General features: G+C 70.5%; 26 protein-coding genes. 9 read left to right on the forward strand and 17 right to left on the reverse strand.

Annotated elements, in window-relative coordinates; genetic code table 11:
* The first annotated feature begins 20 nt into the window (after positions 1 to 20).
* The 3 genes from QSK05_RS14150 to QSK05_RS14160 are packed head-to-tail and all read left to right on the forward strand — an operon-like array spanning position 21 to position 4,005.
* Positions 21 to 866, forward strand: coding sequence for an ABC transporter ATP-binding protein (locus tag QSK05_RS14150; protein WP_285597633.1), 846 nt, complete (start codon positions 21 to 23; stop codon positions 864 to 866).
* On the forward strand, positions 863 to 1,921 hold the full coding sequence (locus QSK05_RS14155) for an iron-siderophore ABC transporter substrate-binding protein (RefSeq protein WP_285597634.1): 1,059 nt from the start codon (positions 863 to 865) through the stop codon (positions 1,919 to 1,921). Before QSK05_RS14150 ends, QSK05_RS14155 begins: the two co-directional genes overlap by 4 nt.
* A complete protein-coding gene (locus QSK05_RS14160; protein WP_285597635.1) occupies positions 1,918 to 4,005 on the forward strand; it encodes an iron ABC transporter permease in 2,088 nt (695 codons plus the stop codon). Before QSK05_RS14155 ends, QSK05_RS14160 begins: the two co-directional genes overlap by 4 nt.
* Positions 4,006 to 4,065: 60 nt before the next feature.
* On the opposite strand, the gene QSK05_RS14165 is transcribed toward QSK05_RS14160, so the two are convergent.
* Entirely contained in the window at positions 4,066 to 4,527 is a 462-nt protein-coding gene (locus tag QSK05_RS14165; protein WP_285597636.1) for a RidA family protein, read from the reverse strand.
* A 68-nt stretch (positions 4,528 to 4,595) separates the two neighbouring features.
* On the reverse strand, positions 4,596 to 5,690 hold the full coding sequence (locus tag QSK05_RS14170; RefSeq protein ID WP_285597637.1) for an FAD-dependent oxidoreductase: 1,095 nt from the start codon (positions 5,688 to 5,690) through the stop codon (positions 4,596 to 4,598).
* Positions 5,691 to 5,772: 82 nt separating this feature from the next.
* Here QSK05_RS14170 and QSK05_RS14175 point away from each other — a divergent pair, with 82 nt between their 5' ends.
* A complete protein-coding gene (locus QSK05_RS14175; RefSeq protein ID WP_285597638.1) occupies positions 5,773 to 6,357 on the forward strand; it encodes a TetR/AcrR family transcriptional regulator in 585 nt (194 codons plus the stop codon).
* A 74-nt stretch (positions 6,358 to 6,431) separates the two neighbouring features.
* Here the strand turns inward: QSK05_RS14175 and QSK05_RS14180 are convergent, their stop codons facing one another.
* Together QSK05_RS14180 and QSK05_RS14185 are read right to left on the reverse strand one after the other, a co-directional pair.
* Positions 6,432 to 6,782, reverse strand: coding sequence for a hypothetical protein (locus QSK05_RS14180; protein ID WP_285597639.1), 351 nt, complete (start codon positions 6,780 to 6,782; stop codon positions 6,432 to 6,434).
* Between the two features lie 104 nt (positions 6,783 to 6,886).
* Positions 6,887 to 7,450 carry a TetR/AcrR family transcriptional regulator gene (locus QSK05_RS14185; RefSeq protein ID WP_285597640.1) on the reverse strand — a complete coding sequence of 188 codons (564 nt, stop codon included), beginning with the start codon at positions 7,448 to 7,450 and terminating at the stop codon, positions 6,887 to 6,889.
* A 102-nt stretch (positions 7,451 to 7,552) separates the two neighbouring features.
* On the opposite strand from QSK05_RS14185, the gene QSK05_RS14190 reads away from it, so the two are divergent.
* Complete coding sequence (locus QSK05_RS14190) at positions 7,553 to 8,509, forward strand: NADP-dependent oxidoreductase (RefSeq protein ID WP_285597641.1); 957 nt, start codon at positions 7,553 to 7,555, stop codon at positions 8,507 to 8,509.
* Between the two features lie 64 nt (positions 8,510 to 8,573).
* On the opposite strand, the gene QSK05_RS14195 is transcribed toward QSK05_RS14190, so the two are convergent.
* A complete protein-coding gene (locus QSK05_RS14195) occupies positions 8,574 to 8,756 on the reverse strand; it encodes a DUF397 domain-containing protein (protein ID WP_285597642.1) in 183 nt (60 codons plus the stop codon).
* Between the two features lie 127 nt (positions 8,757 to 8,883).
* On the reverse strand, positions 8,884 to 9,465 hold the full coding sequence (locus QSK05_RS14200) for a hypothetical protein (protein WP_285597643.1): 582 nt from the start codon (positions 9,463 to 9,465) through the stop codon (positions 8,884 to 8,886).
* Between the two features lie 91 nt (positions 9,466 to 9,556).
* Between QSK05_RS14200 and QSK05_RS14205 the strand changes: the two genes are divergently transcribed.
* Entirely contained in the window at positions 9,557 to 10,219 is a 663-nt protein-coding gene (locus QSK05_RS14205) for a maleylpyruvate isomerase N-terminal domain-containing protein (RefSeq protein WP_285597644.1), read from the forward strand.
* 80 nt (positions 10,220 to 10,299) lie between these two features.
* Here QSK05_RS14205 and QSK05_RS14210 read toward each other — a convergent pair whose 3' ends face one another.
* From QSK05_RS14210 to QSK05_RS14235, 6 genes are read right to left on the reverse strand one after another with little or no spacing between them, the layout of a single operon-like run.
* Positions 10,300 to 11,157 carry a phosphogluconate dehydrogenase C-terminal domain-containing protein gene (locus QSK05_RS14210; protein ID WP_285597645.1) on the reverse strand — a complete coding sequence of 286 codons (858 nt, stop codon included), beginning with the start codon at positions 11,155 to 11,157 and terminating at the stop codon, positions 10,300 to 10,302.
* Positions 11,154 to 11,957, reverse strand: a complete 804-nt coding sequence (locus tag QSK05_RS14215; protein ID WP_285597646.1) for a sugar phosphate isomerase/epimerase family protein — start codon at positions 11,955 to 11,957, stop codon at positions 11,154 to 11,156. Before QSK05_RS14215 ends, QSK05_RS14210 begins: the two co-directional genes overlap by 4 nt.
* The gene (locus QSK05_RS14220; protein ID WP_285597648.1) at positions 11,954 to 12,712 is read right to left on the reverse strand and encodes a triose-phosphate isomerase family protein; all 759 of its coding nucleotides are present in this window, start codon (positions 12,710 to 12,712) and stop codon (positions 11,954 to 11,956) included. The genes QSK05_RS14215 and QSK05_RS14220 overlap by 4 nt, the downstream gene beginning before the upstream one ends.
* Entirely contained in the window at positions 12,709 to 13,170 is a 462-nt protein-coding gene (locus QSK05_RS14225; protein ID WP_285597649.1) for a ribose-5-phosphate isomerase, read from the reverse strand. Before QSK05_RS14225 ends, QSK05_RS14220 begins: the two co-directional genes overlap by 4 nt.
* Before the next feature lie 8 nt (positions 13,171 to 13,178).
* Positions 13,179 to 14,915, reverse strand: a complete 1,737-nt coding sequence (locus QSK05_RS14230; protein ID WP_285597650.1) for a dihydroxyacetone kinase family protein — start codon at positions 14,913 to 14,915, stop codon at positions 13,179 to 13,181.
* Between the two features lie 46 nt (positions 14,916 to 14,961).
* Positions 14,962 to 16,344, reverse strand: coding sequence for an MFS transporter (locus QSK05_RS14235; RefSeq protein ID WP_285597651.1), 1,383 nt, complete (start codon positions 16,342 to 16,344; stop codon positions 14,962 to 14,964).
* 124 nt (positions 16,345 to 16,468) lie between these two features.
* Here QSK05_RS14235 and QSK05_RS14240 point away from each other — a divergent pair, with 124 nt between their 5' ends.
* Positions 16,469 to 17,203: a FadR/GntR family transcriptional regulator gene (locus tag QSK05_RS14240; RefSeq protein ID WP_285597652.1), complete on the forward strand. Its 735-nt coding sequence runs from the start codon at positions 16,469 to 16,471 to the stop codon at positions 17,201 to 17,203.
* Between the two features lie 12 nt (positions 17,204 to 17,215).
* Complete coding sequence (panB, locus tag QSK05_RS14245) at positions 17,216 to 18,067, forward strand: 3-methyl-2-oxobutanoate hydroxymethyltransferase (RefSeq protein ID WP_285597653.1); 852 nt, start codon at positions 17,216 to 17,218, stop codon at positions 18,065 to 18,067.
* Positions 18,068 to 18,074: 7 nt separating this feature from the next.
* Here the strand turns inward: panB and QSK05_RS14250 are convergent, their stop codons facing one another.
* From QSK05_RS14250 to QSK05_RS14270, 5 genes are all read right to left on the reverse strand, one after another.
* Positions 18,075 to 19,862, reverse strand: a complete 1,788-nt coding sequence (locus QSK05_RS14250) for an ATP-binding cassette domain-containing protein (RefSeq protein ID WP_285597654.1) — start codon at positions 19,860 to 19,862, stop codon at positions 18,075 to 18,077.
* Positions 19,859 to 21,703: an ABC transporter ATP-binding protein gene (locus QSK05_RS14255; RefSeq protein WP_285597655.1), complete on the reverse strand. Its 1,845-nt coding sequence runs from the start codon at positions 21,701 to 21,703 to the stop codon at positions 19,859 to 19,861. Before QSK05_RS14255 ends, QSK05_RS14250 begins: the two co-directional genes overlap by 4 nt.
* A gap of 90 nt (positions 21,704 to 21,793) precedes the next feature.
* Positions 21,794 to 22,714, reverse strand: coding sequence for a glycosyltransferase (locus tag QSK05_RS14260; RefSeq protein WP_285597656.1), 921 nt, complete (start codon positions 22,712 to 22,714; stop codon positions 21,794 to 21,796).
* Complete coding sequence (locus QSK05_RS14265; protein ID WP_285597657.1) at positions 22,693 to 23,844, reverse strand: pyridoxal-dependent decarboxylase; 1,152 nt, start codon at positions 23,842 to 23,844, stop codon at positions 22,693 to 22,695. The genes QSK05_RS14260 and QSK05_RS14265 overlap by 22 nt, the downstream gene beginning before the upstream one ends.
* 1 nt (position 23,845) lies before the next feature.
* Entirely contained in the window at positions 23,846 to 25,099 is a 1,254-nt protein-coding gene (locus QSK05_RS14270) for a nucleotide disphospho-sugar-binding domain-containing protein (protein ID WP_285597658.1), read from the reverse strand.
* 1,012 nt (positions 25,100 to 26,111) lie between these two features.
* On the opposite strand from QSK05_RS14270, the gene QSK05_RS14275 reads away from it, so the two are divergent.
* On the forward strand, positions 26,112 to 26,897 hold the full coding sequence (locus tag QSK05_RS14275; RefSeq protein ID WP_285597659.1) for an RICIN domain-containing protein: 786 nt from the start codon (positions 26,112 to 26,114) through the stop codon (positions 26,895 to 26,897).
* Positions 26,898 to 26,909: the final 12 nt, after the last annotated feature.

The following is a 26,909-nucleotide window of genomic DNA, read 5'->3' on the forward strand; positions in this document are numbered from 1 at the left end:
TACCTCAACGGAGTCGATCGATGCCCACCCCGGGTGTGCCCGCCGTTCTGCGCGGCGACCGGCTCGTTCTCCGGTACGGCAGAACCACTGTGGTCCAAGATGTTTCACTGGAGCTGCGACCCGGACGGATCACCGCACTGGTCGGGCCGAACGGCAGCGGGAAGTCGACGCTGCTGCGCGCCCTCGCCCGGCTTCACGACGTCGAGAGCGGCCAGGTACTCCTGGACGACCAGCCGGTGTCGACGCTGAGCGTGCGCCAGTTCGCGCAGAGGGTCACCCTGTTCACGCAGTCCCGGCAGGCCCCGCCCGGCCTGACCGTGAGCGAGGTCGTCGCGTTCGGGCGCCATCCGCACCGGCGCCGCTTCAGCGGTGCCTCCACCCACGACCGCGCCGCGATCGACCGGGCCATGGCGGCCACCGGAACCGCGGACAAGGCCGACCGGCCGGTCAGTGAGCTGTCCGGCGGCGAGATGCAGCGTGTCTGGCTCGCCGCCAGCCTCGCCCAGGAGACCGGCGTCGTGCTCCTGGACGAGCCGACCAACCACCTGGATCTCCGCTACCAGGTCGAGACCCTGGACCTGGTGCGCGATCTCGCCGACGAGCGGGGCGTCGCCGTCGGCATCGTGCTGCACGATCTCGACCACGCCGCGCGGATCGCCGACTCCCTCGTGCTCCTGCACGCCGGGCGGATCCACGCCGCGGGCGACCCGTTCCAGGTACTCACCGCCGAGCACCTCAGCGAGGTCTACGGCCTCACCGTCGAGGTCGCCACCGACCCGGGCACCGGGCGCCTGCGCATCGACCCCCTCGGACGGCACCCCGTCGTCCGTACTCTCCCTGTCACCCCGAAAGAGACGTTGGCATGATCTCTGTCCCCCGCCGCGCCCGCGGCGCCGCGACCCTCGCCGTGATCACCCTGGCCCTGGCCGCCTGCGGCACCACGGATGTCGAGGCGGCCACCGGCGGCACCGCCGCCCCCGCCTCGCAGACCTGTGCCGACGACACCACGAAGACCTCGACCGGCCCGGTCACGATGACCGACGGCGTCGGGCGCACGATCAAGCTCGACAAGCCCGCCGAGCGCGTCGCGGTGCTGGAGTGGCAGCAGACCGAAGACCTGCTCACCCTGTGCGTGACCCCGGTCGCGGCCGCCTCCACCGACGGGTACGCCCAGTACGTGACCGCCGAGAAGCTGCCCGCATCCGTTCCCAGTGCCGGCGAGCGCGGCGAGCCCGACCTGGACGCGCTGTACGCGACGAACCCCGACCTCATCGTCATGGAGGTCTACCAGGCCGACGACGAGCTGCTCGCCAAGCTGGAGAAGCGGGGTGTTCCGGTGCTGGCCACGGTCGGGGCCGATGCCTCGGGCCAGATCGACAACATGAAGAAGGTCTTCTCCATGATCGGTGAGGCCACCGGCCGCACCGAGCGGGCGGACGCCGTCCTGGCGGAGTTCGACACGCACTTCGCCGAGGCGAAGCAGAAGGTCGTCGACGCCGGGGTGAAGCCCACCGACTTCCTCTTCTTCGACGGCTGGATCGAGGGCAGCAACGTGGTGATCCGCCCCTACGGCAAGGGCGCCCTGTTCACCGAGATCGGCGAGGCCCTGGGCATGACGTCGGCCTGGACCGACGAGATCAACTCCACCTACGGCAGCGGCGGTGTCGACCCCTCCTACGGTCTGGCCCAGACCGACATCGAGGGCCTCACGGCTGTCGGTGACGCGACGCTCTTCTACGCCAACGACGGCACCGAGGACAACTACGTCGACGAACTGGGGAAGAGCAAGATCTGGAAGGCTCTGCCGGCGGTGAAAGAAGGACGCGCGCACGCGTTCCCCAACAGCGTCTGGGGTGCCGGTGGTCCCAGGTCGAACGAGCAGGCCATTGACGCCTACGTGAATATCCTGACCGCGAAGTGACCGGAAGCTCGCCGTCGCGGCCGCTGCCCGGGATCGGGCTCGGCCGCGGCGCGAGCGGGACGGCCGTGTTGCTCGTCCTGCTCGCCTCGGTCGTCCTGGTCGGCCTGTGGCATCTGACCCAGGGAACGTCCGGCGTGGGACCCCTGGACCTGGTGCGCTATCTCTTCGGTGTCCGCGAGAACGTCGGCGGTGTCCCGATCGGTGATGTGCTGACCGGGTCGCGGCTGCCGCGGCTGCTCGCCGGGACCGCGGTCGGGGTGGCGCTCGGCGCGGGTGGCGCCCTGCTGCAGTCGATCACCCGCAACCAGCTGGCCTCCCCCGACACCCTGGCCGTCACCGCCGGGGCCTACTTCGCGCTGACCGGCGTCGCCGCGTTCGGCCTGGTCGTGCCGCTGTGGGCCTCGGGCGCCGTGGCCTTCGGCGGTGGCCTGCTCGCCGCGGGCGTCGTGCTCGGGCTGGCCGGGGCCGCGACCGGCGTCAACTCCACGCGGTTGATCCTCGCCGGGTCGGCGGTCGCGATGGCCCTCGACGCCGCCAGCGCCATGCTGCTGATCCTGTTCAAGGAAGGCACGGTGGGGCTGTACGCCTGGGGCAACGGTTCTCTCGCGCAGCTCAACCTCGACGCCGCGGCCCGGGCGAGCCCGGTCATCACCGTCCTGATCGTCCTGGCCGTCCTGATGTCCCGGCGCCTGGACGTTCTCGGGCTCGGTGACGATGCGGCCGCGTCCCTGGGCGTGCCGGTGCGCTCGACCTGGATCGTGGCCGTGCTGGTGGCCGTCATGCTGACCGGCATCTCGGTGACGCTGGCCGGGCCGCTGGCCTTCGTCGGTCTGGCTGCTCCGGTCGCGGTGCGCCTGGCGGCCACGCGCATCGGCGCTCTGAGCCGTCACGTCTTCGGGATCCCGGCCTGCGGGCTGGCCGGCGCGTTGCTGGTGCTGCTGGCGGACGCGGTGCTGCGGGCGATCATGGGGGCCCAGGCCGCGGCCTCGATCCCCACCGGGATCCCGACCTCGCTGCTCGGTGCCGTGGTCATCGTGTTCCTGGCGCTGCGCCTGCGCGACCTGGGCCCGGCCCCCCACGCCCACGTCGCCGTGCGCTCGAGGCGGCGCTTCCTCACCGTGATGGTCGTCGTCACCGTCCTGCTCGTGGCCGCCGTGCTCGTCGGCCTGCTGGCCGGGAGCCTGTGGCTGCGCCTGGGTGACCTCTCCCTCTGGGTCCAGGGCACCGCCCCCGACCTGATCGCCCGGGCCCTGGACGACCGCGCACCCCGCGTTGCCGCGGCCGCCACCGCCGGTGCGGCCCTGGCCCTGGCCGGAACGGTGGTGCAGGGCACGGTGCGCAACCCGCTGGCCGAACCCGGCATCCTCGGCATCACCGCCGGGGCCGGGCTCGGCGCGGTGCTCGTGGTGACCTCCGGACTGCCCGGCGGCCGGCCCACGCTCGTCGTCGCCGCCGTCGCCATGGGCCTGGCGACCTTCGCCCTGATCACCGCGCTGTCCTGGCGCGGCGGCTTCCGGCCCGACCGCTTCCTGCTCATCGGTATCGGATGTGGCTACGCACTCAGCAGTTTCAGTACCTTCCTGCTGCTGCGCGCCGATCCCTACGACACCCCGCGGATCTTCACCTGGCTGTCGGGCACGACCTACGGCCGGACGTTCCCGGACGTTCTCCCGGTCGCGGTGACGCTGGTGATCGCCACGCCCCTGGTGCTGGGCATGCGACGTGAGCTGGACCTGCTGGCCATCGACGAGGACACCCCGCAGATCTTCGGGGTCCGCCGCGAGCGCGCCCGCCTGGCCCTGCTGACGATCGCCGCCGTGACCGCCGCCACGAGCGTGATCGCGGTCGGGGTGGTCGGTTTCGTCGGGCTCGTGGCCCCGCACCTGGCCCGGGCCCTGGTCGGCGTGCGGCACGGGCGGATCATCCCGGTCGCCCTGCTGCTGGGCGCCCTGCTCGTCGTGGCCGCCGACGCCCTCGGCCGCACCCTCATCGCCCCGTCGCAGATCCCGGCCGGGCTGATGATGGCCCTGATCGGTGCGCCGTACTTCGTCTGGCTGCTGCACCGCTCACGCAGTACCCGGTGATCGACGGGATCGGTGGGTTCGCCGGTGCCGCCTACGACACCGGCGTCCCCGTGGGCACCGCTACCCGACCTCGACGATCAGCTCCACCTCGACCGGCGCGTCCTTGGGCAGGACCGCGACGCCGACCGCACTGCGCGAGTGCTTGCCCGCCTCACCGAAGGCGAGGTCCATCAGGGCGCTGGCGCCGTCGGCGACGGCCGGCTGACCGGTGAAGCCGGGCTCGCTCGCGACGAACACCACGACCTTCACCACCCGCTTCACCGCGGACAGGTCGCCGATCTCGGCCTTGATCGCGGCCAGTGCGTTGACCGCCGCCTGCCGGGCGCAGTCGGCGGCCTGCTCGGGCAGCACGCCGCCGCCGACCTTGCCCTCGGCGAGCATCACCCCGCCGGACAGGGGCAGTTGCCCGGCGGTGAAGATCAGGGAGCCGGCGCGGGTGGCGGGCACGTAGTTGGCCAGCGGCGCCACCGGGGCGGGCAGCTCGATACCGGCCTCGGCCAGGCGGCTCTCGGGAGTGGTCATGGTGCTGGCGTTCCTTCCGTCGTTCAGCTGTTCCACCTGTGCGGCGCTCAGGGTATCGACGGCGTCTTTCAGTCCGCGTCGATCATGCCCTCGGCCCCCGGACCGAGCGAGGCCCCGATCTCGTCGGAGCGCTCCAGCATGATCTTCTCGTAGCTGGTCAGGGCCTCCTCGACGGTCGCGGAACCGGCCAGGGCGAGGGCCAGGTCGTGGGCGTCGTGCAGGGCCAGGTTCACCCCGACGCCGATCGGGGGCATGACGTGCGCGGCGTCGCCGAGCAGGGTGAGCGTGGGTGAGTGCTCCCAGCCGTAGGGGGCGGGCAGGGCGAAAATCGGGCGATTGACGTAGACACCGTCGTTGTCGGTGAGCATCTGGGTCATCCGCGGGCCCCAGCCGGCGAATTCCCCCAGCAGGTGGGCGCGGATGCCCGCGGTGTCGTGAATCGTCAAGCCCAGTCGGGAGATCCAGTCGAGCTCAACCTTCTGAATGATGTAGACCCGGATGTGGTCGCCACCGTTGCGCTGGGCGAACAGGGCGCGGGAGCCGTCGGCCGAGGCCATCAGCCCCTGCCCGACCAGGTCGGCCAGGTCGGTGTGCCGGGCTTCGACGTCATCGAACCAGGCCTCCAGAAAACTGATGCCCGAGTAGAGCGGAGCGCAGGACGACACGGCCGCCCGCACCCGGGAGGAGGCACCGTCGGCGCCGATCACCAGGTCGGCGTCCTCCTGCGTGCCGTCGGTGAAGTGGAGGCGGCGCCCGTCCTGCACGGAGGCCAGAGCCTTTCCCCACCGGACGGTTCCGGGCTCCAGCGAGTCCAGCAGCAGGTTCCGCAGCAGCCCGCGGTCGATCTCGGGCTTGAACATCTCGTCGGGCTCGGGAAGGTGCTGCCCGAGCAGCTCTCCGGTGGGGCCGACCTTGCGCATCTCCTGGCCCTCGGGCCGGGCCAGGGCGAAGAACTGCTCGAGCAGGCCGGCCTCCCGCAGGGCGTTCTGGCCGTGCTCGGTGTCGAGGTCGAGGGTGCCGCCCTGGTTACGGGCGTCGGGGCCGGAGTCGCGGTCGTACACGGTGACGTCCAGACCGTGCTTCTGCAGAATCCGGGCGCAGGTCAGGCCGGCCGGACCGGCTCCGACGACGGCGATGCGGGCTTCACGAGGCGATGTGCTCATGTCCATCATGAAAGCTCACTCGATCCAAAAGTGCAATGGTTTCACTTTTTAATCTGTTGCACTTTTGCTCTACGATGAACCCATGCAGACCCCCGTCACCCCAGGCCGCCGCGAGCGCAAGAAGGCCGCCACCCGGCAGTCGATCGCCGACGCGGCGCTGCGCCTGTTCCTGGAGCGGGGCTACGACCAGGTGAGCATCCGGGACATCGCGAACGCGGCAGACGTCTCCACCACCACGCTGTTCAAGCACTTCACCGGCAAGGAGGCGCTGGTCTTCGACGAGCAGGCCCACATGCAGGCGAGCCTGGTCGCCGCGGTCCGCGGGCGCCCCGAAGGCCTGAGCGTCGTCGAGGCGCTGCGCGACTTCTGGCTGGCCGGGCGGGTGACGCAGCCCGACGGGCAGGGTGAGCTGGCGCAGTTCACCCGTCTCGTCGAGTCCACGCCGGCCCTGCGCCTGTATGCCGAGCGTGTCTGGGCCCAGCACACCGACATCCTGGCCGCGGCCCTGGCCGACGAGTTCGGGGTGCCGCACGACAACATCGCCTGCGCGAGCCTGGCCCGCTTCGCCCTGCAGGTGCCGACCATCGTGCGGGGCCGGGAGAATCCCGGTGCCGCGGTCGAGGAGATCTTCGCGTTCCTGGCCGACGGCTGGCGCGATCCGCGCTGAGAAGTTCCCCACCTCCGGGGCGTTCACCAGGTCGGGAACGGCCCCGGCGAGCGTTCTCGTCGGGGCCGTTCCCGTCAGTCCGGAAGTTCCCGGTACCCCAGATAGCGCAGGGCCATGCTGTGCGCCGCGCGCACCACCAGCCCCCGCACGAGGTCGAGGGCCAGGAAGATCTCCGGCCCGCCGCTGAGTCGTGCCGTGCCGGCCCAGAACACCGGGCCCGGATTGTCACTGCGTCGCGCGGCCCGGTACATCTCGTCGAAGGGAAAGATGCCCTCGTCCGGCTCGAACGTCCGGGCGACCCCGTTCGGCTTGCCCTCCGCCACCACCAGATCGGTCTCCAGGAAACGGAATCCCGCGTGCTCGACGTCGCGGCGGGCGTGCGCCGCATCGGCCGACGTGGCACTGAAGAACCATTCCCGCGGCATACGCGCCACCCCTCCGTCACCGACGATCGCTCAGGGCGAGCGTAGGCGGTGAACCGCGGGCAACCCGGAAGCCGGTAAGTGTCGGCGATCCGGCGGACGGGTGCTCACAGCGCCCCGGTCAGGGCGCGCAACTCCTCGAACGCCTCGTCGACCTCGGCGTGCAGATCGGGTGACGGCTCGGTCATCCACCGCCGGATCGCCGTACTGAACGCGTCCATGCCGACCCGGGCGCACAACAGGGCCGATCGTGCGCTCACGCCGCGCTTTTCCAGCGCCTCGGCGACGAGCGTGACGAGCGCGGTCGCCTTCGCGGACTCCCTCTCGCGCAGCGCGGGCGCGGCCCGGATGACGGGCGCGCGCAGTTCGGCCAGCGGGCGGTTGCGCTCGAGCAACGGCACGACGTCGTGGAAGGCCCGGCGCAGGGTCGGCAGCGCCTCCAGTTCCGGCGGCACCGCCGCGAGCGCGCCGGACAGGACCTCGCGCAGTTCCTCCTCGGAGGCGAAGAGCACCTCACGCTTGTCCGGGAAGTGCCGGAAGAAGGTGCGCTCGGTGACGCCGGCGTGGGCGGCGATCTGCCCGGCGGTGGCGCCGTCGTACCCGTGTTCGGTGAACAGCTCGAGGGCGGAGCGCTGCAGGCGCTCGCGCACGATCCGTCCGTCCCGGGGCACGCAGCCATCCTAACAGGGTTGCGTCAGTGACTGACAGATGCTTACTCTCCTGCCGTAACGTCAGTCCCTGACTTTACGAATGCCTCGAGGAAGCGTGGATCCATGACCGACACGATGCGGACCGTTCGATTCCGGGAGTACGGCGAGCCCCACGACGTCCTGCGTCTGGAGACCACGCAGGTGCCGGAGCCCGGACCGGGCCGGATCCGGGTGCGAGTGCACGCCGCCGGCCTGGCGCCGGCCGACTGGGCGCTGTGCCGTGGCCTTTTCGCCGGGGATCTCCCCCGCGGCATCGGCTGCGACGTCTCGGGCACGGTCGACGCGATCGGCGAGGGTGTGGACGGTGTCGCCGTGGGCGACGTCGTCTTCGGCACTGCGGACTGGGCGCACTGCCCCAGTGCCGGGGCTGCCGACCAGGCCGTCATGAACCGCTGGTTCCCCGTCCCCGACGGGCTCGACCTCGTCCACGCGGCCGCGCTGCCGATGACGGTCGACACCGCCTTCCACCACCTGAGCTGGCTCGGCCTCGACGCGGGCCGGACGATCCTGATCCACGGCGCGGGCAGCACCATCGGGTTCGCCGCCGTGCAGATCGCGCTCCTGCGCGGGATGAACGTCATCGCCACCGCCGGCGACCCGTACGCCCAGCAGTTGCGTGACCTCGGTGCGAAGGTCACCGCCTACGGTGACGGGATGGTCGAGCGCGTCGCCGAACTGCACCCGGGACCGGTCGATCTCGTGCTCGACACCGCCCCGACCGGTGGCGCCCTCCCCGACCTGCTGCGCATCGCCGGCGGCGACACCCAGCGCGTGCTGACCATCTCCGACTTCGCCGCCGCGAAGGAACTGGGCGTCCGCGCCTCGTTCACCGAGGACCTGACCCGGCGCGACGAGGTACTCCCGGAGTTCGCCCAGCTCGCCGCGGAGGGCCGGTTCACCGTGCCGATCGCCGCGACCTTCCCCCTGGAGGAATGGGAGAGCGCCCTGACCATCAGCCAGAGCGGGCACGCCCGCGGGAAACTGCTCCTCCTGCCGGGCCGGGACCACGCAGCGGCCTGATAGACGCTGAACGCCCTTCCTCCGGGCGTCCGGAGGAAGGGCGTTCAGCGGGTGACGAGGAGGATCAGGTCAGATGACCGGACTCGCCCGTGGCTCCGTGAATCCAGACCGACATCTCGCTGCTGTGGAAGTTCAGCACCGGACCGCCGGGTCTCGTGGCGTCGCGCACCTGGACCAGACCGTCGTGCTCACGCATTTCCACCCGGTCACCATCCGAGCCGCCGGTCCTGACCCACTCACCGCTCACTGCCACTCCTGACGTCGCGCACGCTTGCCGGGACATGATGGCCCCCACTCCGCGGACCGGCTAGTGCAGACGTGCACCAGCGGGGCATATCTGCACAGATCCGAGCACCCCGTGACCGGCCGATCGGTCAGGACGAGTGCTGCTCCAGCCAGACCCGGCCCCGATCTGCGTTGCGCAGGGCGAGGCGCGAGGAGACCAGCATCACGGCCATGCTGAACAAGACGGTTATTGATGCGATCAGCACGGGTATCGATGCGGAAGCCCAACCCAGGACCACGAGCAGCGCGATCCCGATCAGTACGTACACCGGCACGAACCAGACAACGATGTGGCGCCTCGCGGCCATCCGGTGGGCCACGTCGATCGCGACCTCCTGGTCCCGTGCCTCAACCGGTTGCCCGGCCCGGATGCTGTGGATGACGCTCGCACGGCGAGCCCCATAGACCCCCATCAACAGGGGCGGCTGGGCCCAGCGCACACCTCTCCGGCGCCTCCAGAGCACGAAAACCACTGCTGGAACGATGTGTACGGCCAGCAGGCCGGCCATCAGCAGGAGGAACAGCCAGAAGTCGCCGTCCAGTTCCTCGTCGATCCAGAGAAACCCGATGCCACAACCGATCGGCAGCAGCACCGCATACAGCGCAAGACCCCCAGCCAGTAGTCGGGTCTGCCGGCGCCGCGCGAGATCGGTCACCTCCGTGTCACCCATGGCTGAATGATCACGGCCGGGCCGAGGGTGTGCACCTTGAGGGTTAATGTCACATTCGCGGGCTCACGAACGAGAGGGAACTGTGGACGTCGTGGAGACTTTCCGGGTCGAGTCGGGTGCGTTCGTGAGCGCTCTGGGTCGGCTACCGCAGGACGCATGGGGGCTTCCCACGCGGTGTACGCCCTGGTCGGTGGCGGGGGTGGTGGGGCACGTGGTCACCACCGTGGGCCGGGTCCCGGGAATGGTGGACGCGCCGGCACCCCTGGGTGCGGAGGTCACCGCGGTCTCGTACTACCGGGCGGACGCACGGTTCAGCCCCGCTTCCAACGCGCAGCGGGTGCGGGACGCGGCCGCCCGGGCCGACTCTTCCTCTGCCGGAGAACGGGGACTGGCCGACCAACTCGACGACACCGTCGAGCAGGTGGTGCGGGCGTGCGCCGGGCAGCGGGACGACCGGGTGGTACTGACCCGGCACGGCGACGCGATACTGCTGAGCGGGTTCCTGGTAACGCGGGTGTTCGAGACCGCGCTGCACGGGATCGACGTGGCGGACGCCGTCGGACAGGCGGCGTGGGTCACGGAACCGGCGGTGCGGGTGCTGGTGGCCATGCTGTTCGAGCGACCGGAGGCCGCCCGCGCGCTCGGCTGGGCCCCGGATGTGCTGCTGCGCCGGGCCACCGGCCGCAGCGAGGTCGGCAGCAGCGACCGGGAGCGGCTGACCGGTTGCGGGCTGCGGGATCTGGCCCTGGGCTGAACGCGCGAGCGCCCTTCCCCGGAGGTCGGGGGAAGGGCGCTCGGGGACGCTGCGGATCAGCGGGTGGATCCGTGGGTGGATCAGCGGTGGATGTGGTCCAGGTGCAGCATCTGCTTGAGCACGCTGTCGAGCTCGGTGTCGTCGAAGATGCTCTTCCAGTCGTCCTTGATCAGCTTCTCGCGGCCGTAGTCCATCGCGATCAGGCAGGCGTCGGAGAACGGGTTGTCGCCGCGCAGGCCGTTGGCCAGGGCGACCTGAACGTGGCCCATGAGCATGGCGCGGGCGGCGGGCTCGGGCACGCCGACCTTGTTGACGGTCTCGGACAGGGCCTCGTTGAGGAGGTCACCGATCATGCAGGCGACGACCTCGACCAGGGTCGGCTCGAGGTAGGCCAGCTGCTTGACCGTCACCCAGTGCACGTCCAGGACGGGCGCGTACATGAGCTTGATGACCTCTTCGGCCAAGGCCTGCTTCTCGGCGTTGCCCGACTCGATCGCGGCGACGACGTCCTGCGCGGCGGCGATGCCACCGAAGGTGTCGTCGAGCTCGGCCTGGGTCTTGCGCTGCAGGAACACCGACGGGTGGCACGGGTGCGCCACGACGTACTCGATGTCGTCGCGACGGAACAGCAGGTTGGCGTACGCGGCGGCCGGGTCGAGGGTGAGCACCACGGTGCCCGGGTTGACCTGCGGCACGATGGCCTCGGACACCGGGCCCAGGGCGATGTCGGGCACCGACAGGATGACGACGTCGGCGTCCTTGACCGCGTCGGCGGCCTCGGAGAGCTCACGGCCGGCCTCGATGGTGCGCGCCTTCCCCGCCTCGCCGTTCTCGACGTAGTAGACGGTGTGGTTGCTGCGCTGCAGGTTGTTGGAGACCCGCATGCCCATCTTGCCACCGGCACCGATGACGGCGATGGTCAGCTGCTTGTCGCTCATTTGCTGTAACTCCTCAGGGTTTCCAGGTTGGATACGGTCCAGCGGTCTTCGAGGTCGCAGGTGGTGGTGCTGTCGCCCTGCCAGGGCACCCAGTGCTCGATGATCTGGTTGATGCCCTGTTCGTCCGGGCGCACCGCGGCGATCAGACCGTGGTAGTCGAGAAGTCCTTCTCCCAGGGGGATCCCGGCCAGCGTGAAGCCGACCCAGCCGTCCTTGCGGCTGAAGGAGAAGTCCTTGACGTGAATGTTCTTCACCAGGGCGGCGGTGCGGCGCACCACGTCGTCCGGGTGCTCGAGGGCGGCCACGCAGTTGGCCGGGTCCAGGCAGATGCCCAGGTTCGGGGACCCGACGGCGGTGACGACGTCGACCAGGGTGGCGGTCGGCACCTGCTCGTAGGTCTCCAGCGCGATCGTGACACCCGCCTGCTCGTAGGCGGGTACGGCGTCCTCCAGCATCTGTCGGGCCTGCTCCGGCGTGGGCCGGGAGATGGCCGAGTAGAACATGCTGCGCACCAGCGTGATGTCGAGCGCCCGGGCGATCCGCAGATAGAGGGCCAGGTGCTCGGGCGTGACCCCGCGGGTGCCGAGCTCGAACGCGACGCCCCGGCTGTCACCGAGGGCCTTGAGAGCCTTCAGCTCGTCGTCGCTGTAGCTCTCGATCAGCGGATAGTCGCAGATCTGCAGCAGCGAGACCCCGAGATTGGCCGTTCTCTCGACCATCTCGGCCAGGCCGATGGGCTGGAGCGCGGTCTCGGCGTGCCACTGCCAGAAGAACGAGTACGTGCTCAGGCCGATGGTCATGCTGCCATCCCTTCGTCCAGAACGGCTTTCAGCGCCTGCGGGTCATGGGCGAACCGGCCCAGGAACACGCCGTCCGCGGCCCCGGCGATCCGGCCGTACAGGCCCGGGCCGGCGCTGCCGCCGTAGATGACGCTGCTGTCGGGGTGCGCGTGACGGGCAGCCACGGCCTCGCGCAGCGCGGTGCACACCGTGCGGATGTGCGCCTCGCCGGCCGGTTGCGCGGCACCGATCGCCCAGATCGGCTCGTAAGCCACGACGATCCGGCCGCCGAGCGCCTTGCGGTCACTTACCTGCAGGGCGGTGACCAGCTGGCGGACGCACTCGGTGGCCGCCGCGGACGCTTCCACCGGCTCGGGCTCACCGATGCACAGCACCGGCACCAGCCCGTTGCGCAGCGCGGCCGCGGTCTTGTCCGCCACCACGTTCTCGTCCTCGCCGTACATCCGGCGCCGCTCGGCGTGACCGACCTCGACGTACTGGGCGCCGGCCTCGCGCAGCAGCGGCCCGCCGACCTCACCGGTGTAGGCACCGGTGTCGGCCTGCGCCAGGTTCTGCGCACCGACCGCGATCGGCGTACCGCGGAAGATCTCGCGGGCGGCCGGGATCGCCGGGAAGCTCGGGGCGACGAAGAGTTTTCCGCCCCTGTCCGTGAGCAGCGGGTGGTCGCCGCACAGACCGGCGACGTCCCGGCACCAGCGCAGTGTCTGGTCGTAGCCCAGGTACATCTTGAGGCTGACGCCGAAGGTGGTGCTCATTTCGCCTGGGCGTCCTCGTAGGCGGAGATCCGGCTGACCTTGCCGGCCGAGGCGGAGGAGTCGTCGAACTCGTACGTCAGCCACTCCTTGGCCAGGCGGCGGGCCAGCTCCAGGCCGACCACGCGCTGGCCGAACGTCAGCACCTGGGCGTTGTTGCTCAGGATCGAGCGCTCCACCGAGAAGCTGTCGTGCGCGGTGACGGCGCGGATGCCGGGCACCTTGTTGGCCGCGATCGCCACGCCCAGACCGGTGCCGCAGACCAGGAGGGCCCGGTCGGCCTGGCCCGAGGCGATCAGCTCGGCCGCGGCGATGGCGACGTCGGGGTAGGGGTTGTCGCGGTCGGCGGCGACGTCGACGACCTCGATCACCTGGTCGCTGGCCTGAAGATCGGCCTTGAGCGCTTCCTTGTAGTCGAAACCGGCCTCGTCCGCGCCGACGACGATACGGAGCTTGCTCATGCTGGGGTTCACCTTCCGGTTGTGGTGCTGAGGGTGGTGTGGACGGTCCGCGCCACCAGGCTGAGCGAGACGGCGCCGGCGTCGGGGGTGCCGAGGCTGCGCTCGGCGTGCGGCCGGGCCCGGCCGGTCCTGGGCAGGAGACTGCTGGTGGCCTCGGCGGCCCTCTCTCCCTCGGTGGCCGCGGTGGCCGCCGCGTCGATCCCGGTGGATCCGGAATCGACACTCCCCCGGTAGGTCTCGTCGAGAGGGATGAGCACGTCGACCAGGGTCTTGTCGCCGAGCCGGGCGCCGCCGGTCTCGGTGATGGCCGTGCGGGCCTCGTGCAGGGCCGCGGCGACGGTCGCCGCGGTCGGGCAGGCCTCGTCACCGAGGCGGGTTCCCATGCGGCGCAGGGCCATTCCCCACAGTGCGCCGGAGGTGCCACCGGCCTTGTCGGCCCAGGCGTCACCCGCGATGGTCAGCACCGAACCGGCGCCGGCGCCCCGGGCGTACGCCGCGCGGCCGGCCTCGGCCGCCGCCCTGGCGCCGCGCTGCATACCGATGCCGTGGTCACCGTCACCAGCGACCGCGTCGATGCGGCCCAGCTCCTCGACGTTCGTGTCGATCGTGGTCTCGACCGCGCTCAGCAGCTCGACGAGAAGGCCCGCGGCGGAGCGGGACTCCTCGGTGGCCGGCGGGATCGCCGCGGCCTCCTGGGCTTCCTGGGCCACTGCGGTCAGGTCGACCCGGCGCGGCTGCGGGGTGAGAGTGCCCCGCCGGAACGCCGGGCTGTCGGCCGGGGCGAGCCAGAGGTCTTCCAGCTCGGGGTCCAGCCAGGTGAGGGTCAGGGAGACGCCGGCCATGTCGAAACTGGTGCACAGCTCCCCGACCTCGGGGGCGACCACGGTGACCCCGGCGTCCTCCAGCAACTGGTTGACCTTGCGGTAGACCACGAAGAGCTCTTCGTGCTTGACCGTGCCGAGCCCGTTGAGAAGGACGGCGGCGCGGCTGTTCTGCTCGACACCCTCGGGCAGTTCGGCGAGCAGCCTCTCGACCAGGAGCTGGGCCAGCCCGTCGGCCGTGGGCAGGTCGACCTCGTCCAGGCCCGGCTCACCGTGGATGCCCAGCCCGACGGCCATCCGGCCCTCGGGAACGGTGAACAGCGGCTGGGAGGCACCGGGCAGGGTGCAGCCGGAGAACGCGACCCCGATGCTGCGGGTGCGGTCGTTGGCCCGCTGGGCCAGCTGCGTCACCTGTTCCAGGGGCAGGCCCTTCGCGGCGGCCGCCCCGGCGGTCTTGAAGACCACCAGGTCGCCCGCGATGCCCCGGCGCTTGCCGCGTTCGCTGATCGGCGCGCTGCAGATGTCGTCGGTCACCCGCACGGTGCGAACCTCGATACCGCTGTCCCGCAGACGTTCCTGCGCAGCGTCGAAGTTCAGGCAGTCACCGGCGTAGTTGCCGTAGCTGAGCAGGATGCCACCGCCCCGCTCGGCGGCCCGGCCCACGCTCACCACCTGCTGTGCCGACGGGGAGGCGAACACGTTGCCGAGCACGGCACCGTCGGCCAGGCCCGCACCGACCAGTCCCGCGAAGGCGGGGTAGTGACCCGACCCGCCACCGACCACGACGGCCACCTGACCGGCCGGGACCTCGCTCGCCCGGACCACGCCACCGGGCACGGCACCCACCCGGTCGGCGTGCGCGGCCACGAAGCCCGCGGTCATCTCGTCGGCGAAGGCCGCCGGATCGTTGGTCAGGCGTGTCATTGCGGTTTCCTCCGGAGTAGCGAAAAGTCAGTGCGCGGAAAGGGGCTCAGTGCCCGACCGGGACCTCGACACGGTCGGAGGTCTCCACCCGGCCGCTGCGGGCCAGCGCCAGCATCAGCAGGCAGGACATGAGCATCGCCGCGCCGACCACGAACATCGCCAGCTTCATGTCGCCGTCGTTCGCGTCCCGGATCCATCCGGTCACGTACGGGGCGGCGAAACCGGCCAGGTTGCCCCAGGTGTTGATCAGCGCGATCCCGGCCGCGGCCGCGGCACCGGTGAGGAACTGCGTCGGCACGGTCCAGAAGTTCGGCAGCGCCGCGAAGATCGAGCAGGCCGTGACCGCGATGCAGGCGATCGTGAGCTGCGGTGAGCCGGCGAACAGGGCCAGCGGCACGCTCACCGCGCCGGTGAGGGCGGGCAGCGCGATGTGGATCGTCTTCACGCCGACCTTGCTCGCGTGCCGGGACACCAGGTAGAGCACGATCGCGGCCGGCACGTACGGGATGGCCGTGATCAGGCCCTTCTCGACCAGGCCGTACTTCACGTCGTACTGCTCCTGGAAGTCGCCGATGATCGTCGGCAGGAAGAACGCGAGCGTGTACAGGCCGTAGATGAAGCCGAAGTAGATCAGGCTCAGCACCCACACCCGGCCGTTGGTGAAGGCGGCCTTGAGGGCGTCCAGCGAGTGGCCCGACTCCTTCTCCGACTCGGCTCCCTCCTTGGTCGCGGCCTCCGTGGCCAGGGCCGTGGTGAGCCAGTTCCGTTCGTCGTCGGTCAGCCACTTCGCCTGCTGCGGGGAGTCCGGCAGGTAGAAGAACGCGATCAGGCCGACGATCACGGCCGGGGCACCGACGCCGAGGAACATGAAGCGCCAGCCCTCGAGGCCGAAGAAGGCTCCGTCGTGCGTCATCAGCCAGCCCGCGATCGGGGCGCCGATGACGTTGGTGAGGGGCTGGGCCAGGTAGAAGAAGCCCAGGGTGCGGGCGCGGTAGCGGGACGGGACCCACAGGCTCAGGTAGAGGATCGCGCCGGGGAAGAACCCGGCCTCGGCGATCCCCAGGGCGAACCGCAGCCAGGACAGCTGGGTGTACGACTGCACGAACGTGAAGAGCACCGCGACGATGCCCCACGTGATCATGATCCGGGCCAGCCAGACGCGGGCGCCGAAGCGGTGCAGGGCCATGTTGCTGGGCACTTCGAGCAGGATGTACCCGACGAAGAAGATGCCCGCCGAGAACCCGTACTGAGCGGCCGTCAGGCCCAGGTCCGCTTCCATGCCGTTGGGGCCCGCGAAGCTGATCGCGGAGCGGTCCAGGTAGTTGATGAAGAACATCAGCGCGACGAACGGCACCAGCCGGGTCGTCACCTTTTTGATGGCTGACTTAGCCACGTCGCTTTGTGACTCTTCGAACGACGTCGTCGTCATCGGGGGCCTCTCCTTCGAGGGCGCAGGGGGCGGGGCGTCTGCGTTCTGCGCCATCGTCATCGTCATTAGTCCACCTGTCAACCGGTTGACCAATTTTGGTGGACCGGTTGCTAACCTGCTGTGCGTGAGCGACAACTCAGGCAGCTTGGATGCCGCATTCGGGGGCACGATCAAGAGCTCCACGGCAATGGCCGAGGTCACCCGGCGACTGCTCGACTACATCGGCAGCGGCTCGCTGGCCGAGGGTGACCGGCTGCCACCCGAGCGTCAGCTCGCCGCCCATATGGGTGTCGGCAGATCCGCCGTGCGGGAAGCACTCGCGGCGCTGGAAATTCTGGGGATCGTCACCGTGCGCCCCGGCTCCGGGACCTACCTCAGCGGCGGGACCTCGGAACTTCTCCCCCAGACCCTCTCCTGGGGGATCCTGCTGCGCTCGGACAAGACCAAGGAGCTGATCGAGGTCCGGCAGGGTCTGGAGACCCAGGCCGCACTGCTCGCGGCCACCCGGGCCCCGAAGTCGTCACTGAAGGCGCTGGCCGCCCACGTCGCGACGATGGAGGAGAACCTCCACGACTATCACCGGTTCGTCACCGCCGACATGCTGTTCCACCACGAGCTGGCCTCCGGCGCCGACAACGTGCTGCTGCGCGACATGCTGCACAGCGTGCGCTCGCTGATCCGGGTCTGGGTGGAACGCGCCCTCAGCGACGACGACCACGCCCGGCTCACCCTGGCCGAGCACCGCGCGATCCTCGCCGGCCTGGAGGCCCGCGATCCGCTGGCGGCCGCCGAGGCGATGCGGCAGCACATGCTGAGCGCCACCGAACGGTTGCTGCCCACGCTCGAAGACCACGACTGAAAGACCACACTGATGACGAACACCGAAGAACCCGCCCCGTACGGCACCGGCGCCCCGCAGCCCACCGCGCCCCGGCGCGTCCGTACACACCATCTTCTCGAGATGAAGCGCCGCGGCGAGAAGTTCACCATGCTCACCGCGTACGACCTGTACACCGCCCAGGTCTTCGACGAGGCCGGCATCGACGTGCTGCTCGTGGGTGACTCCGCCGCGAACAACGTCTACGGGTACCGCACCTCGCTGCCGATCACCGTCGACGAGCTGATCCCCCTGGCCCGCGCGGTCGTGCAGGGGGCCTCGCGGGCCCTGGTGATGGGCGACCTGCCGTTCGGCTCCTACCAGGGCTCCCCCGAGCAGGCCTGGGACACCGCATCACGCTTCATGAAGGAGGCCGGGGTCGCGGCGATCAAGCTCGAGGGCGGCGCCGCGATGGCTCCGCAGATCAAACGACTGGTGGACGGCGGCATTCCGGTGTGTGCGCACATCGGCTTCACCCCTCAGTACGAGCACGTGCTGGGTGGGTACCGGGTGCAGGGCCGCGGCGAAAGTGGCTCCAGAATTCTGGACGACGCCCTCGCCGCCCAGGAGGCCGGCGCCTTCGCGGTGCTGATGGAGATGGTCCCGGCCGACGTGGCCGCGAAGATCACCGCCGAGCTGCGCATCCCGACCATCGGGATCGGCGCGGGCCACCAGACCGACGCCCAGGTGCTGGTCTGGCAGGACGCCTTCGGCCTGAACACCGGCAAGCTGCCGCGGTTCGTGAAGCAGTACGCCGACCTGCACGGCGTGCTGCTGCAGGGTGCCGCTGCCTACGCCGCCGACGTGAAGGCCGGTACGTTCCCGGCGCCCGAGCACAGCTTCTGACCGCCCTTCATCGGTAGGCGTGCGACTGGAGCCGGTAGAGCTCGGCGTACGTGCCGTCAGCAGCCATGAGCTCCTCGTGGGTGCCGGACTCGGCCACCGTGCCGTGACCGAGCACCACGATCAGGTCGGCGGACCGCACCGTGGAGAAGCGGTGCGAGATCAGTACGGTCACCGCGCCCACCGCCTCGCCGACCCGGCGGGCGGTGAGCGCGTACTGCTCGAACAAGGCGTCCTCGGCTGCGGCATCCAGGGCCGAGGACGGCTCGTCGAGCACCAGCAGCAAAGGGTCGGTGCGCATGAAAGCCCTTGCTGTGGAAAGTTTCTGCCACTGGCCGCCGGAGAGGTCGCAGCCGTCGTGGGAGGCGCCGAGCCGGGTGGCCGTCCCCTCCGGCACCGCGGTGAGCACGTCGAGGGCCCGGGCGCGTTCCAGGGCCGCCGCGACGGCGGCCGGGTCGTCCCGATGGGGCAGGTCACCCACGCCGACGGCGTCGCCGAGGGTGAATTCGTAGCGGACGAAGTCCTGGAAACCGGCCGAGGTGCGCTCGCGCCAGGCGTGGGTCGGCAGGTCGCGCTGGTCGGTACCGTCGACGGTGATCCGGCCCACGTCCGGCCGGTACAGGCCCAGCAGAAGCTTGACCAGCGTGGACTTCCCGGCACCGTTCTCCCCCACCACCGCGACGGTGTGCCCGGCGGGCAGGTGCAGGCTGACATCGTGCAGCACCGGTGACGTGGCACCCGGGTAGGTGAAACCCACGGCCTCCAGGTCGATGCCATGGGTCAGCCGGTCCGGGATCGGCGCACCTTCCTTCAGCGGACTGTCTTGTGCAGCAAGCTCTTTGAGGTCTTGCAGTCGGTCCTGGGCGGTAGCGATACGGCTCAGGTTCTGCGACAGCGTCACCGCGGTGGTGACCTGCACGTTCACCTGCACGGCGAGGGCGATCACCAGCACCACGTCGCCCAGGGGCCGGTCACCGGCCACGCTCGCGCGCACCGCCAGCAGCACAGCCAGCGTGTAGGCGGCGACGAAGACCAGTTGTCCCGCGGCCCGCACCAGTGCCGCCCGGGCCTGGGCCCGCCACAACCGGCCCATGGCCTGCGACCAGGCGTACTCGTGCCGGCGGTCGAGCTCGTCGCGCAGTGCGAAGATGCGCAGCTCACCACCGTGTCGGGGTGCGGTGGCCAGGTGAAAGAGATTGAGGGCCAGCCGGGTTCCCTCACTGCTGGCTGTGCGGCCACGGTCGGTGATGCGCTCGGCGACCCGGGCGGTGAACAGCGGGGGCAGCACCGCCAGCGGCAGCAGCAGGAGCACCGGGTTCACCCGCGCCAGCAGCACCGCGGTCAGCAGCATGGCCGGCACCAGGCCCAGAGCGCTCAGCAGTGCTTCCAGACCGGCCTGGAACTGCCGGCTCTCACGCTGCAGCACGGTCAGGGCGTCGGCCTGGTCGGTACGTTCCTGATGGGCCACCCCGGCTGTGCCGTTGGACGCCGCAGCCAGTTCCTGGTCGAACGCCAGCTCGGCCTGCTCGGAGATCTCGAAGTAGTACAGGTGGGCGAAATGGGCTGCGGTCAGGGTGATGACGGCCAGTACCGCGACCACGGCGCCCGCCCCGGCGGCTGCGGCGCGGTCACCGGCCAGGAACCGGCCGGTGGTCCAGGCCAGCGCGACCGCCAGGGCCGGTGCGGCCAGAGCCCCGCCGATCATCAGCAGGCCCGCGACGATGATCCGGGACCGGTCGGCCGCCCAGGCCGCGCCGAGAATGCGGTGGGCTGCGGCGATGACGCCCCGGGTTCTCACGCGGTCTCCTGGGGTTCGGTGAAACGGTGGGCCTGGGCGTGGAACATGGCCGCGTACTGGCCGTCGGCGGCCAGGAGCTGCTGGTGGTCGCCCTGTTCCACCACCCGCCCGCCGTCCAGCACGACGATCTGGTCGGCGTGACGCACCGTGGAGAAGCGGTGCGAGATCAGCACCGTGGTGGCCCCGGCCGTGACCTGGCGGAACTCCTCGAAGAACCGGGCCTCGGCGCGCACGTCGAGAGCCGCGGTGGGCTCGTCCAGCACCAGCACCGACGAGCCGTGCCGCATCGCGAACAGGGCCCGGGCCAGGGCGATGCGCTGCCACTGCCCGCCCGAGAGCGAGGTACCACCGGCCAGATGCCGGGCCAGGGGCACGTCCGGGCCGCCCGGCAACCGTTCCGTCACCCGGTCGGCCCCGGCATCCACGGCCGCGGCGGCGATCCCGGCCCGGTCGTCCAGCGCCCAGACCGCCCCGAAACCGATGTTGTCGGCCGCGGAGACCTCGAACCGGGCGAAGTCCTGGAAGATCACCGCCACCCGGCGGCGCCACCCCGCCGCCGGGTGCGCGGCGATGTCGGTGCCGTCGACGCGGATCGTGCCGGAGTCCGGTTCGTACAGCCGTGTGAGCAATTTGACCAGCGTCGTCTTCCCGGCCCCGTTCACCCCGACCACGGCCGTGCACCGCCCGGCCGGGAGGGTCAGGTCGAGGTGGTCGATCACCGGGGTGTCGCGGCCCGGGTAGCGGAACGACACGTCGTCGAAGCGGATCTCGCGCTCCGGACTTCCTATGGGTGTGTCACCTTCGTCGGTTCTTGGTCCGGCCTGGGCGGCGAACCGGTCTACCGCCAGGGCCGCGCGCAGCCCGACGGCGGTCTGCAGGTCGGCCTCCGGGTAGTGCTCGGCCAGGCGCAGGGCGCCCAGTACCGCCTGCACGACCAGGACGAAGGTGGCGACCGAACGCTCGTCGACCGAGGAGGCACCGAAAGCGGCCAGAACGGCCACCAGCACCACGGCACCCACCAGCGAGTACGCCACGAACGGCCACAGGTAGACCCGGCGGCGGGCCGCCCAGAGCGGGCCGAGCCAGGCCGTGTAGGCCTCGGCCAGCAGGCCCGCGCACCAGGCGGCCAGCCCGAACACCCGCAGCTCGGGGCCCGCAGCGGGCTCGATCGACAGCCGGCGCAGGTAGTCGATGCGACGTTCGGAACCACTCAGTTCCGCCCGCACCTGCGCGTACTGCCGCAGGCCGTGCACCTGTCCATAGCGGAAAGCGGCTACCACACCCAGGGTTCCGGCCGCCGCCCACCAGGAGAAACCCACGCCGATCAGCACCACGAACCCGGCCAGCTGGGTGTAACGGGCCACCAGCGCCACGGTGCCGGCCACCGCCTGCCCCGGGCTCTGCACCCCGAATTCCAGCTCCTGAGCGGCCACCCGCAGATCGCCCTGCGGCCCGTCACCCTCCAGCACCGCGACCGGGGCGTCCAGCGCCGCCGCCATGAGCCGCCGCTGCTCGATCCCGTCGACCCGGTAGGCCGCCAGTTCGCCCAGCAGGTACTGCACCGGAATGAGCACCTGCTGCACGCCGAGAATCACGGCGGCCGCGATCAGGCTGGTGAACAAGGCGGCCTCGGCCCCCGACCCCGAACCCCCACGCACGGCAGCGGGCACCTGACCCAGCAGGCGGCTCGTGGCCACGACGAAGGCGACCGGGAGCAGGCCGACCATCAACCCCACCACCAGCATCGCGGCAACCGGAAGAGAACCGGCCGAGACCAGCAACCGACCGGTGAGCCATCCCGAACGCCCCGCCGAAACACCCACGTCCTTGTTCGTGATCATGCAAAACCTCCCCGGGGAGGTTTTGCATGATCACGAACAGAGAGATGGACGCTCGCGGCCACCCCTCTGGGTTCCGCTCGTCCACTTCGCTTAGTCATCGCCGAACAATCCACCCGGCGTAGCCTTTTCGAATTCGGCGCAGGAGGGGAGGTCGAGCAGGCGGATGACGTCGTTCATGTTGAAGGGGTTGATCGTGGGGAGGGGCAGGAGCAGTTGCATGATCGGGGTGTTGTACTTCTCGGCGATGCGCCGGTAGTTCACGTACGACGACCACATGTTGGCGCCCTTGGACTTCGGGTGCGGGTAGTGCAGGGACGCGGCCCCGCGCTCCAGGACGAACCGGGCGCCGTCGCGGTGCAGGCGGTAGCCCAGGTCGACGTCCTCACCGCCCCACGACTGCAGTTCCTCGTCGAAACCGCCCACACGTCGTAGCTGTTCGGTGCCGGCCGAGACGTTGCAGGTCCAGTACACCGGCCAGGGGGCGGGCAGGTCGGCGAAGTCGTCGGTGTACTTGCCGTAGAACTCCTCGCGGAAGTCCAGGCACCGGCCCGATTGCGCCAGCCGGGCGATCGCGGTGTCGGCGTCCACCCCGTCGGCGGCGGCCCGGATCTCGTCGGCGCCCGCGTCGTCCAGGGCGAAACCGTAGACGTACCCGATCACCGCCGTCGCCTGCTCCCGTTCATGGGCCGCCAGGTGCGCGGCCACGGCCCCGGAGTGCAACAACACCCCGTCGTCGATGAAGATGCACACGTCACCGGTGGCGTGCTCGATGCCGACGTTGCGGGCGCGGGCCCCGCGGTAGCCCTCGTCGGGCTGGAAGTGGTAGCTCAGCCGCAGCTTTTCCCGGTAGCGATCGGCCACCGACCGGGTGTCGTCGGACGAGCCGTCGTCCACCACGATCACGTCGAACCGCTCACCCGGCAGGTCTTGCGCGGCCAGCGAGTCCAGGGTCAGGGCCAGCAGGTGCGAGCGGTTGTAGGTCGGGATGATCACGGTGCCGGTTGCGAGCACGGTGCCTCTTCTCTCGTTCTGGTCGCGGCCGCCATCGCGGCGACGAACCGGTGGATCCGCTCGGGGGTGACGCCGGGGGTACAGACGATGTGGCTGATCCCACCGACGGCGGGCATCGGCCACTGTTCCAGCACCGCCGGGGGCGGGGTCGGGAAGGCGACGGTCAGGGCCTGGGGGTGGCTGCGCCAGGCGTCCCAGCCGATCGCGCGCAGTTGCGTGAGGGCGAGCTGCGCCACCTCGCGGCCTGAGGTGGCCTGGGCCCGCAGACCGTCCAGCCCCAGGCGGCGGACGTGGAACCACAGCAGCAGGGCGGCGTGACCGCTGCGGGAGCTGCCGACCAGGTCACCGGCCCCGCACAGCGACCCGGCCAGGTTCTCGATCTCGTCGGGTGGCGCCGAGGGACTGATCACCACGCCGCACGGGAAGGGTGCGCCGAGGAACTTGTGCCCGCTGATCGACAGGCTGTCCACGCCCCGCTCGTGCACGCCGAACGGCAACGCCGCCGGGGTGCGGGAGGCCAGGGCCAGGGGCAGGCCGGCGAAGGCGGCGTCCGCGTGGATGTAGTGGTCGGCGACGCCCGCCCGGTCCAGGGCCCTGCGGATGTGGGGCACGTCGTCCACTGCTTCGGTCAGGGTCGTGCCGATCGTGGCGAGCACGATCGCCGAGGCTCCCGGCGCCTGCTGGAGCAGGTGCTCGAGCGCGACGGGGTCCATCGCGCCGGACCGGGTCACGGGCACCGTCACCGCCTCCAGCTGCAGCAGCCCCGCGACCCTGGTGATGCTGGGGTGCGCGGACGCCGAGAGGTACAGGCGCGCCTTGGGCAGGAGGGTTCGGGCCCGCCAGAGCCCGTACATCACTCCCTCGGCACCGCCGGAGGTGACGTAGCCCCACCCGTCCGGCCCGGCCCCGAAGAGGGCGGCCAGGAAGCTGACCAGTTCCCGCTCGAGGTCCTTGGTGTGCCAGGCGAAGACCGGGTCCTGGTGGACGTCGCCGTAGTTGTTGAGCTCGTGGGAGAGGAACGGCAGGAGCTCGGGCGGGAACGGGTTCGACCATCCGGGAAAGCCGACCTTGCGGTGCTCGGCGTGCCGCAGCCGCTGCTCCAGGTCGAGAAGCCGGGCGCTCTCGCTCACCTCAGCCGTCCTGCGCGACGAGGCCGGCGACCGCCGACAGCGGGTCGTGCTCGGCGTACTGGCCGCTCAGCGCGGTGGCCCGGCGGCGGTAGCCCGGATCGTCCAGGACGGCGCGCACCGCGGTGCCGACCGCCTCGGCCGTGGGGGTGCCGGTGTGCAGGTCCAGGCCCGTGCCGCTCCACGTCACCCGGGCCGCCACCTCGGGCTTGTCCTCGGAGTCACCTCCCACGATCACCGGGACCCCGTGGCGCAGTGCCGTGTTCACGCCGCCGTAGCCGCCGTTGGTCACCATCACATCGCAGTGCGGCAGCAGGCGCTCGAACGGCACGTACCCGGCCAGGATCGCGTTCGGCGGGACGGTGCCCAGCAGCCCGGCGAGCTCCGCCGGGCCGTCGGGCCGGCTGGTCACGGCCACCACGGTGATGCCGGTACCGGCCAGCGCCTGCACCGTGGGCAGGATCAGGTCGGTCAGGTCCTCGTTGGCCAGGGTGCCCTGGGTGACCATGACGACCGGGCCGTCGCTCAGACGTGACCACCAGCGCGGTTCCTCGTACGGTTCGTGGAGCACGCGGCGCAGGGCACCGATCACCCGGAACGACGACGGCGCGGACGGGCGCGGATATTCGAAGCCCGGGACCGTCAGTTGCAGAAAATCGTCCGGCACCACGACCGCACTGGTGAAAATGAAGTCGGGAAGCGTGACACCCAGAGAACCGAAAACCTTTTCGGCGTGCTCCTGGAGTTGCGCGTAGTCCTCGTGGGCAGCCGCGTTCAGCCGGCGGTTACGCTCGCGGCCCTCCTCCCCGGCCAGATACGGGTCGCCCGGTCCGAAGGGAGCGGTGTCGTCGCTGAACAGCACCGGTGGCAGCACGCCGACACCGATCACCCGGGGCCGCCCGGCGCGGCGGTCCGGATCCGCCAGGACCAGCGGCGCCGCCCCGAGGTAGACCGTGTCGTGGATGATCGCCGAGGGCCCGAAAGACGCTGCGATATCCGACATCTGCTGACTCTGTGCGGGGACCGCGTCGATGAAGACCCGCCAGAAGAAGGCGTGCATCGGCGGACCGACTCTGACCTGCGCGAACGCCGGGAAAGTGACCTCCATGGCGCGGTCGTCGAAGTCGGCTTCCGGCGCGACCGGCTCGAACCGGCAGCCGGTCGAGCGCACCTGATCGGCGAAGCGCCGCCCGGTGCAGAAGAGCACGTCGTGGCCGCGGACGACGAGGTCGGCGGCGATGGTGAGCAGTGGACCCACATGACCATGGAAGGGCGTGGCCGAGATGACCAATCTTGACAAACTCGTCCTCCGATCAGGTTGTACGCCAAAGGATTTGAGACCGCATGCGCACCAGAACCGGAAGTCGGCCGGTTGGGTCAACCCGAGAGTACAGGAATTGTCCGGTTTGTCAGCCCCACCCCGGAAAGCAAGCGCTTTGTTCTGTGGCGCAACGTATCCGGCCCGGATACCTGATCAGACGAAGATTTGTGCCCAATTTATCGCCCCATGGTTGACCGGTAATCCGGACATGAGGTACTTCTGATGCGCACGCCGCTCCGCGCCGGGAAGCCAACTCCGGCCAGTTGCCCAAATTCCCTGCAACATATTGACTTTGGACTGTTCATCGCGAATGATCCGAGACCGCAGGCCCGACACCGTCGGATGCCGGCCCCCTGGCGGCGCCGCGACCGTCGAGATCATGGCCCAGCGGACCGCGGTGAGCACTTGGCGGTGCCCCCACAGGCCGAATGTTTCTTATGACGAAGGAGTTTTAGCGCTCAGGGCTTCTCGTCGGATACCGGCAGGTGGCCGACGCCGCGTCTGGCCCGGGCGGGGCCCGGTATGAACCTGGCCGCGATCTTCGGGCGTCCTGGTGCAGACTCACTGGGCGTCGAGGGCAATCAGGCCCCGGCCAGCATGACGAGCGCTGCCCACCACCGTGGTCGACATCGGCCGCACCGATCTGTGCACAACGCTGGAAGATCCGGGCAGGGTCACGGGTGCCGACGGCCACTCCCGGGTGCAGGTGGCCGAGGACGACCGACAGCATCTGCCTCGGGTCGCACGACCCGGCGCCGTACCTCTGGTGCCGCTGTCGAACCGGGAACGGGAGATCATCCGGCTGATGGCCCGGTCCGCGCCCATCAGAAGATCTACGACCGCCGATTCACATCCGGTTCATGACGAACTGCCACACTGTGGGCTGACTTCGTCCGTGACCGTTGATCGTGGCGCGCCTGCCCGCGCGCCTGCCCCGAGGTGTGGCCCCATGCGTATCCCCCGTCTTCCCTCACGCGAGCGCCGGCCCGGTGCCACGCTCACCTCCGCCGGGCTCGTGCTCGTCGTGGCCGGGTCGGCGCTGGGGGCGCTGGCCTACACCTGGTCCGGCGATCCGGACGTGCCGCTGGCCGACGTCGCTCCCGTCACCATGCCGCCGGTCTTCAGTTCCGCGGCGCAGGGCCCGACCTCGGCCCCCGCCACCCCGACGGCCACGACCACGCCGCCCTCACCCACGGCCTCGGTCACGACCCGCGTCCGGACGGTGACCGTGACGGTGGATCCGCCGGCCCCAACCGCTACGCCGAAGAAGAAGACGACGACGACCCCGGCCTTCACCAGCCCGTTCCTGATCCGGAACCAGAGCAGCGGGCGCTGCGCCGACCTGCCGAACGACGGCCCGGCCCAGGCCGCCGCCGTCCTGAACCAGTGGACGTGCACGGCCGGGGACAGTGAGAACCAGGAGTTCGAGCGGATCAAGGTCGCGCAGGGGATCATGCTCAGCAACGTCAAGAGCCAGCTGTGCATCGACCTGGTCGGGTACGACTCGGTGCCCGCCGGCAGCAATGCCCTGCTGGGCCAGTGCGTGCGTGACGCCACCGACAATGCGGTGTTCCGCAGCCGGGCCCAGGGCAAGGGCTTCCAGCTGGTGAACGTGAAGAGCAACCTCTGCCTGGACCTGGTCGCCGACGACCCGGAGGGTGAGACCGGCAACGGCCGCAACCTCGTGATGGCTACGTGCAGCTCCGCCGCCACCCAGGTCTGGACGTTCGCCTGACCTCGCCCCCTT

It is taken from the genome of Kineosporia sp. NBRC 101731 (assembly GCF_030269305.1).
Lineage (GTDB): Bacteria > Actinomycetota > Actinomycetes > Actinomycetales > Kineosporiaceae > Kineosporia.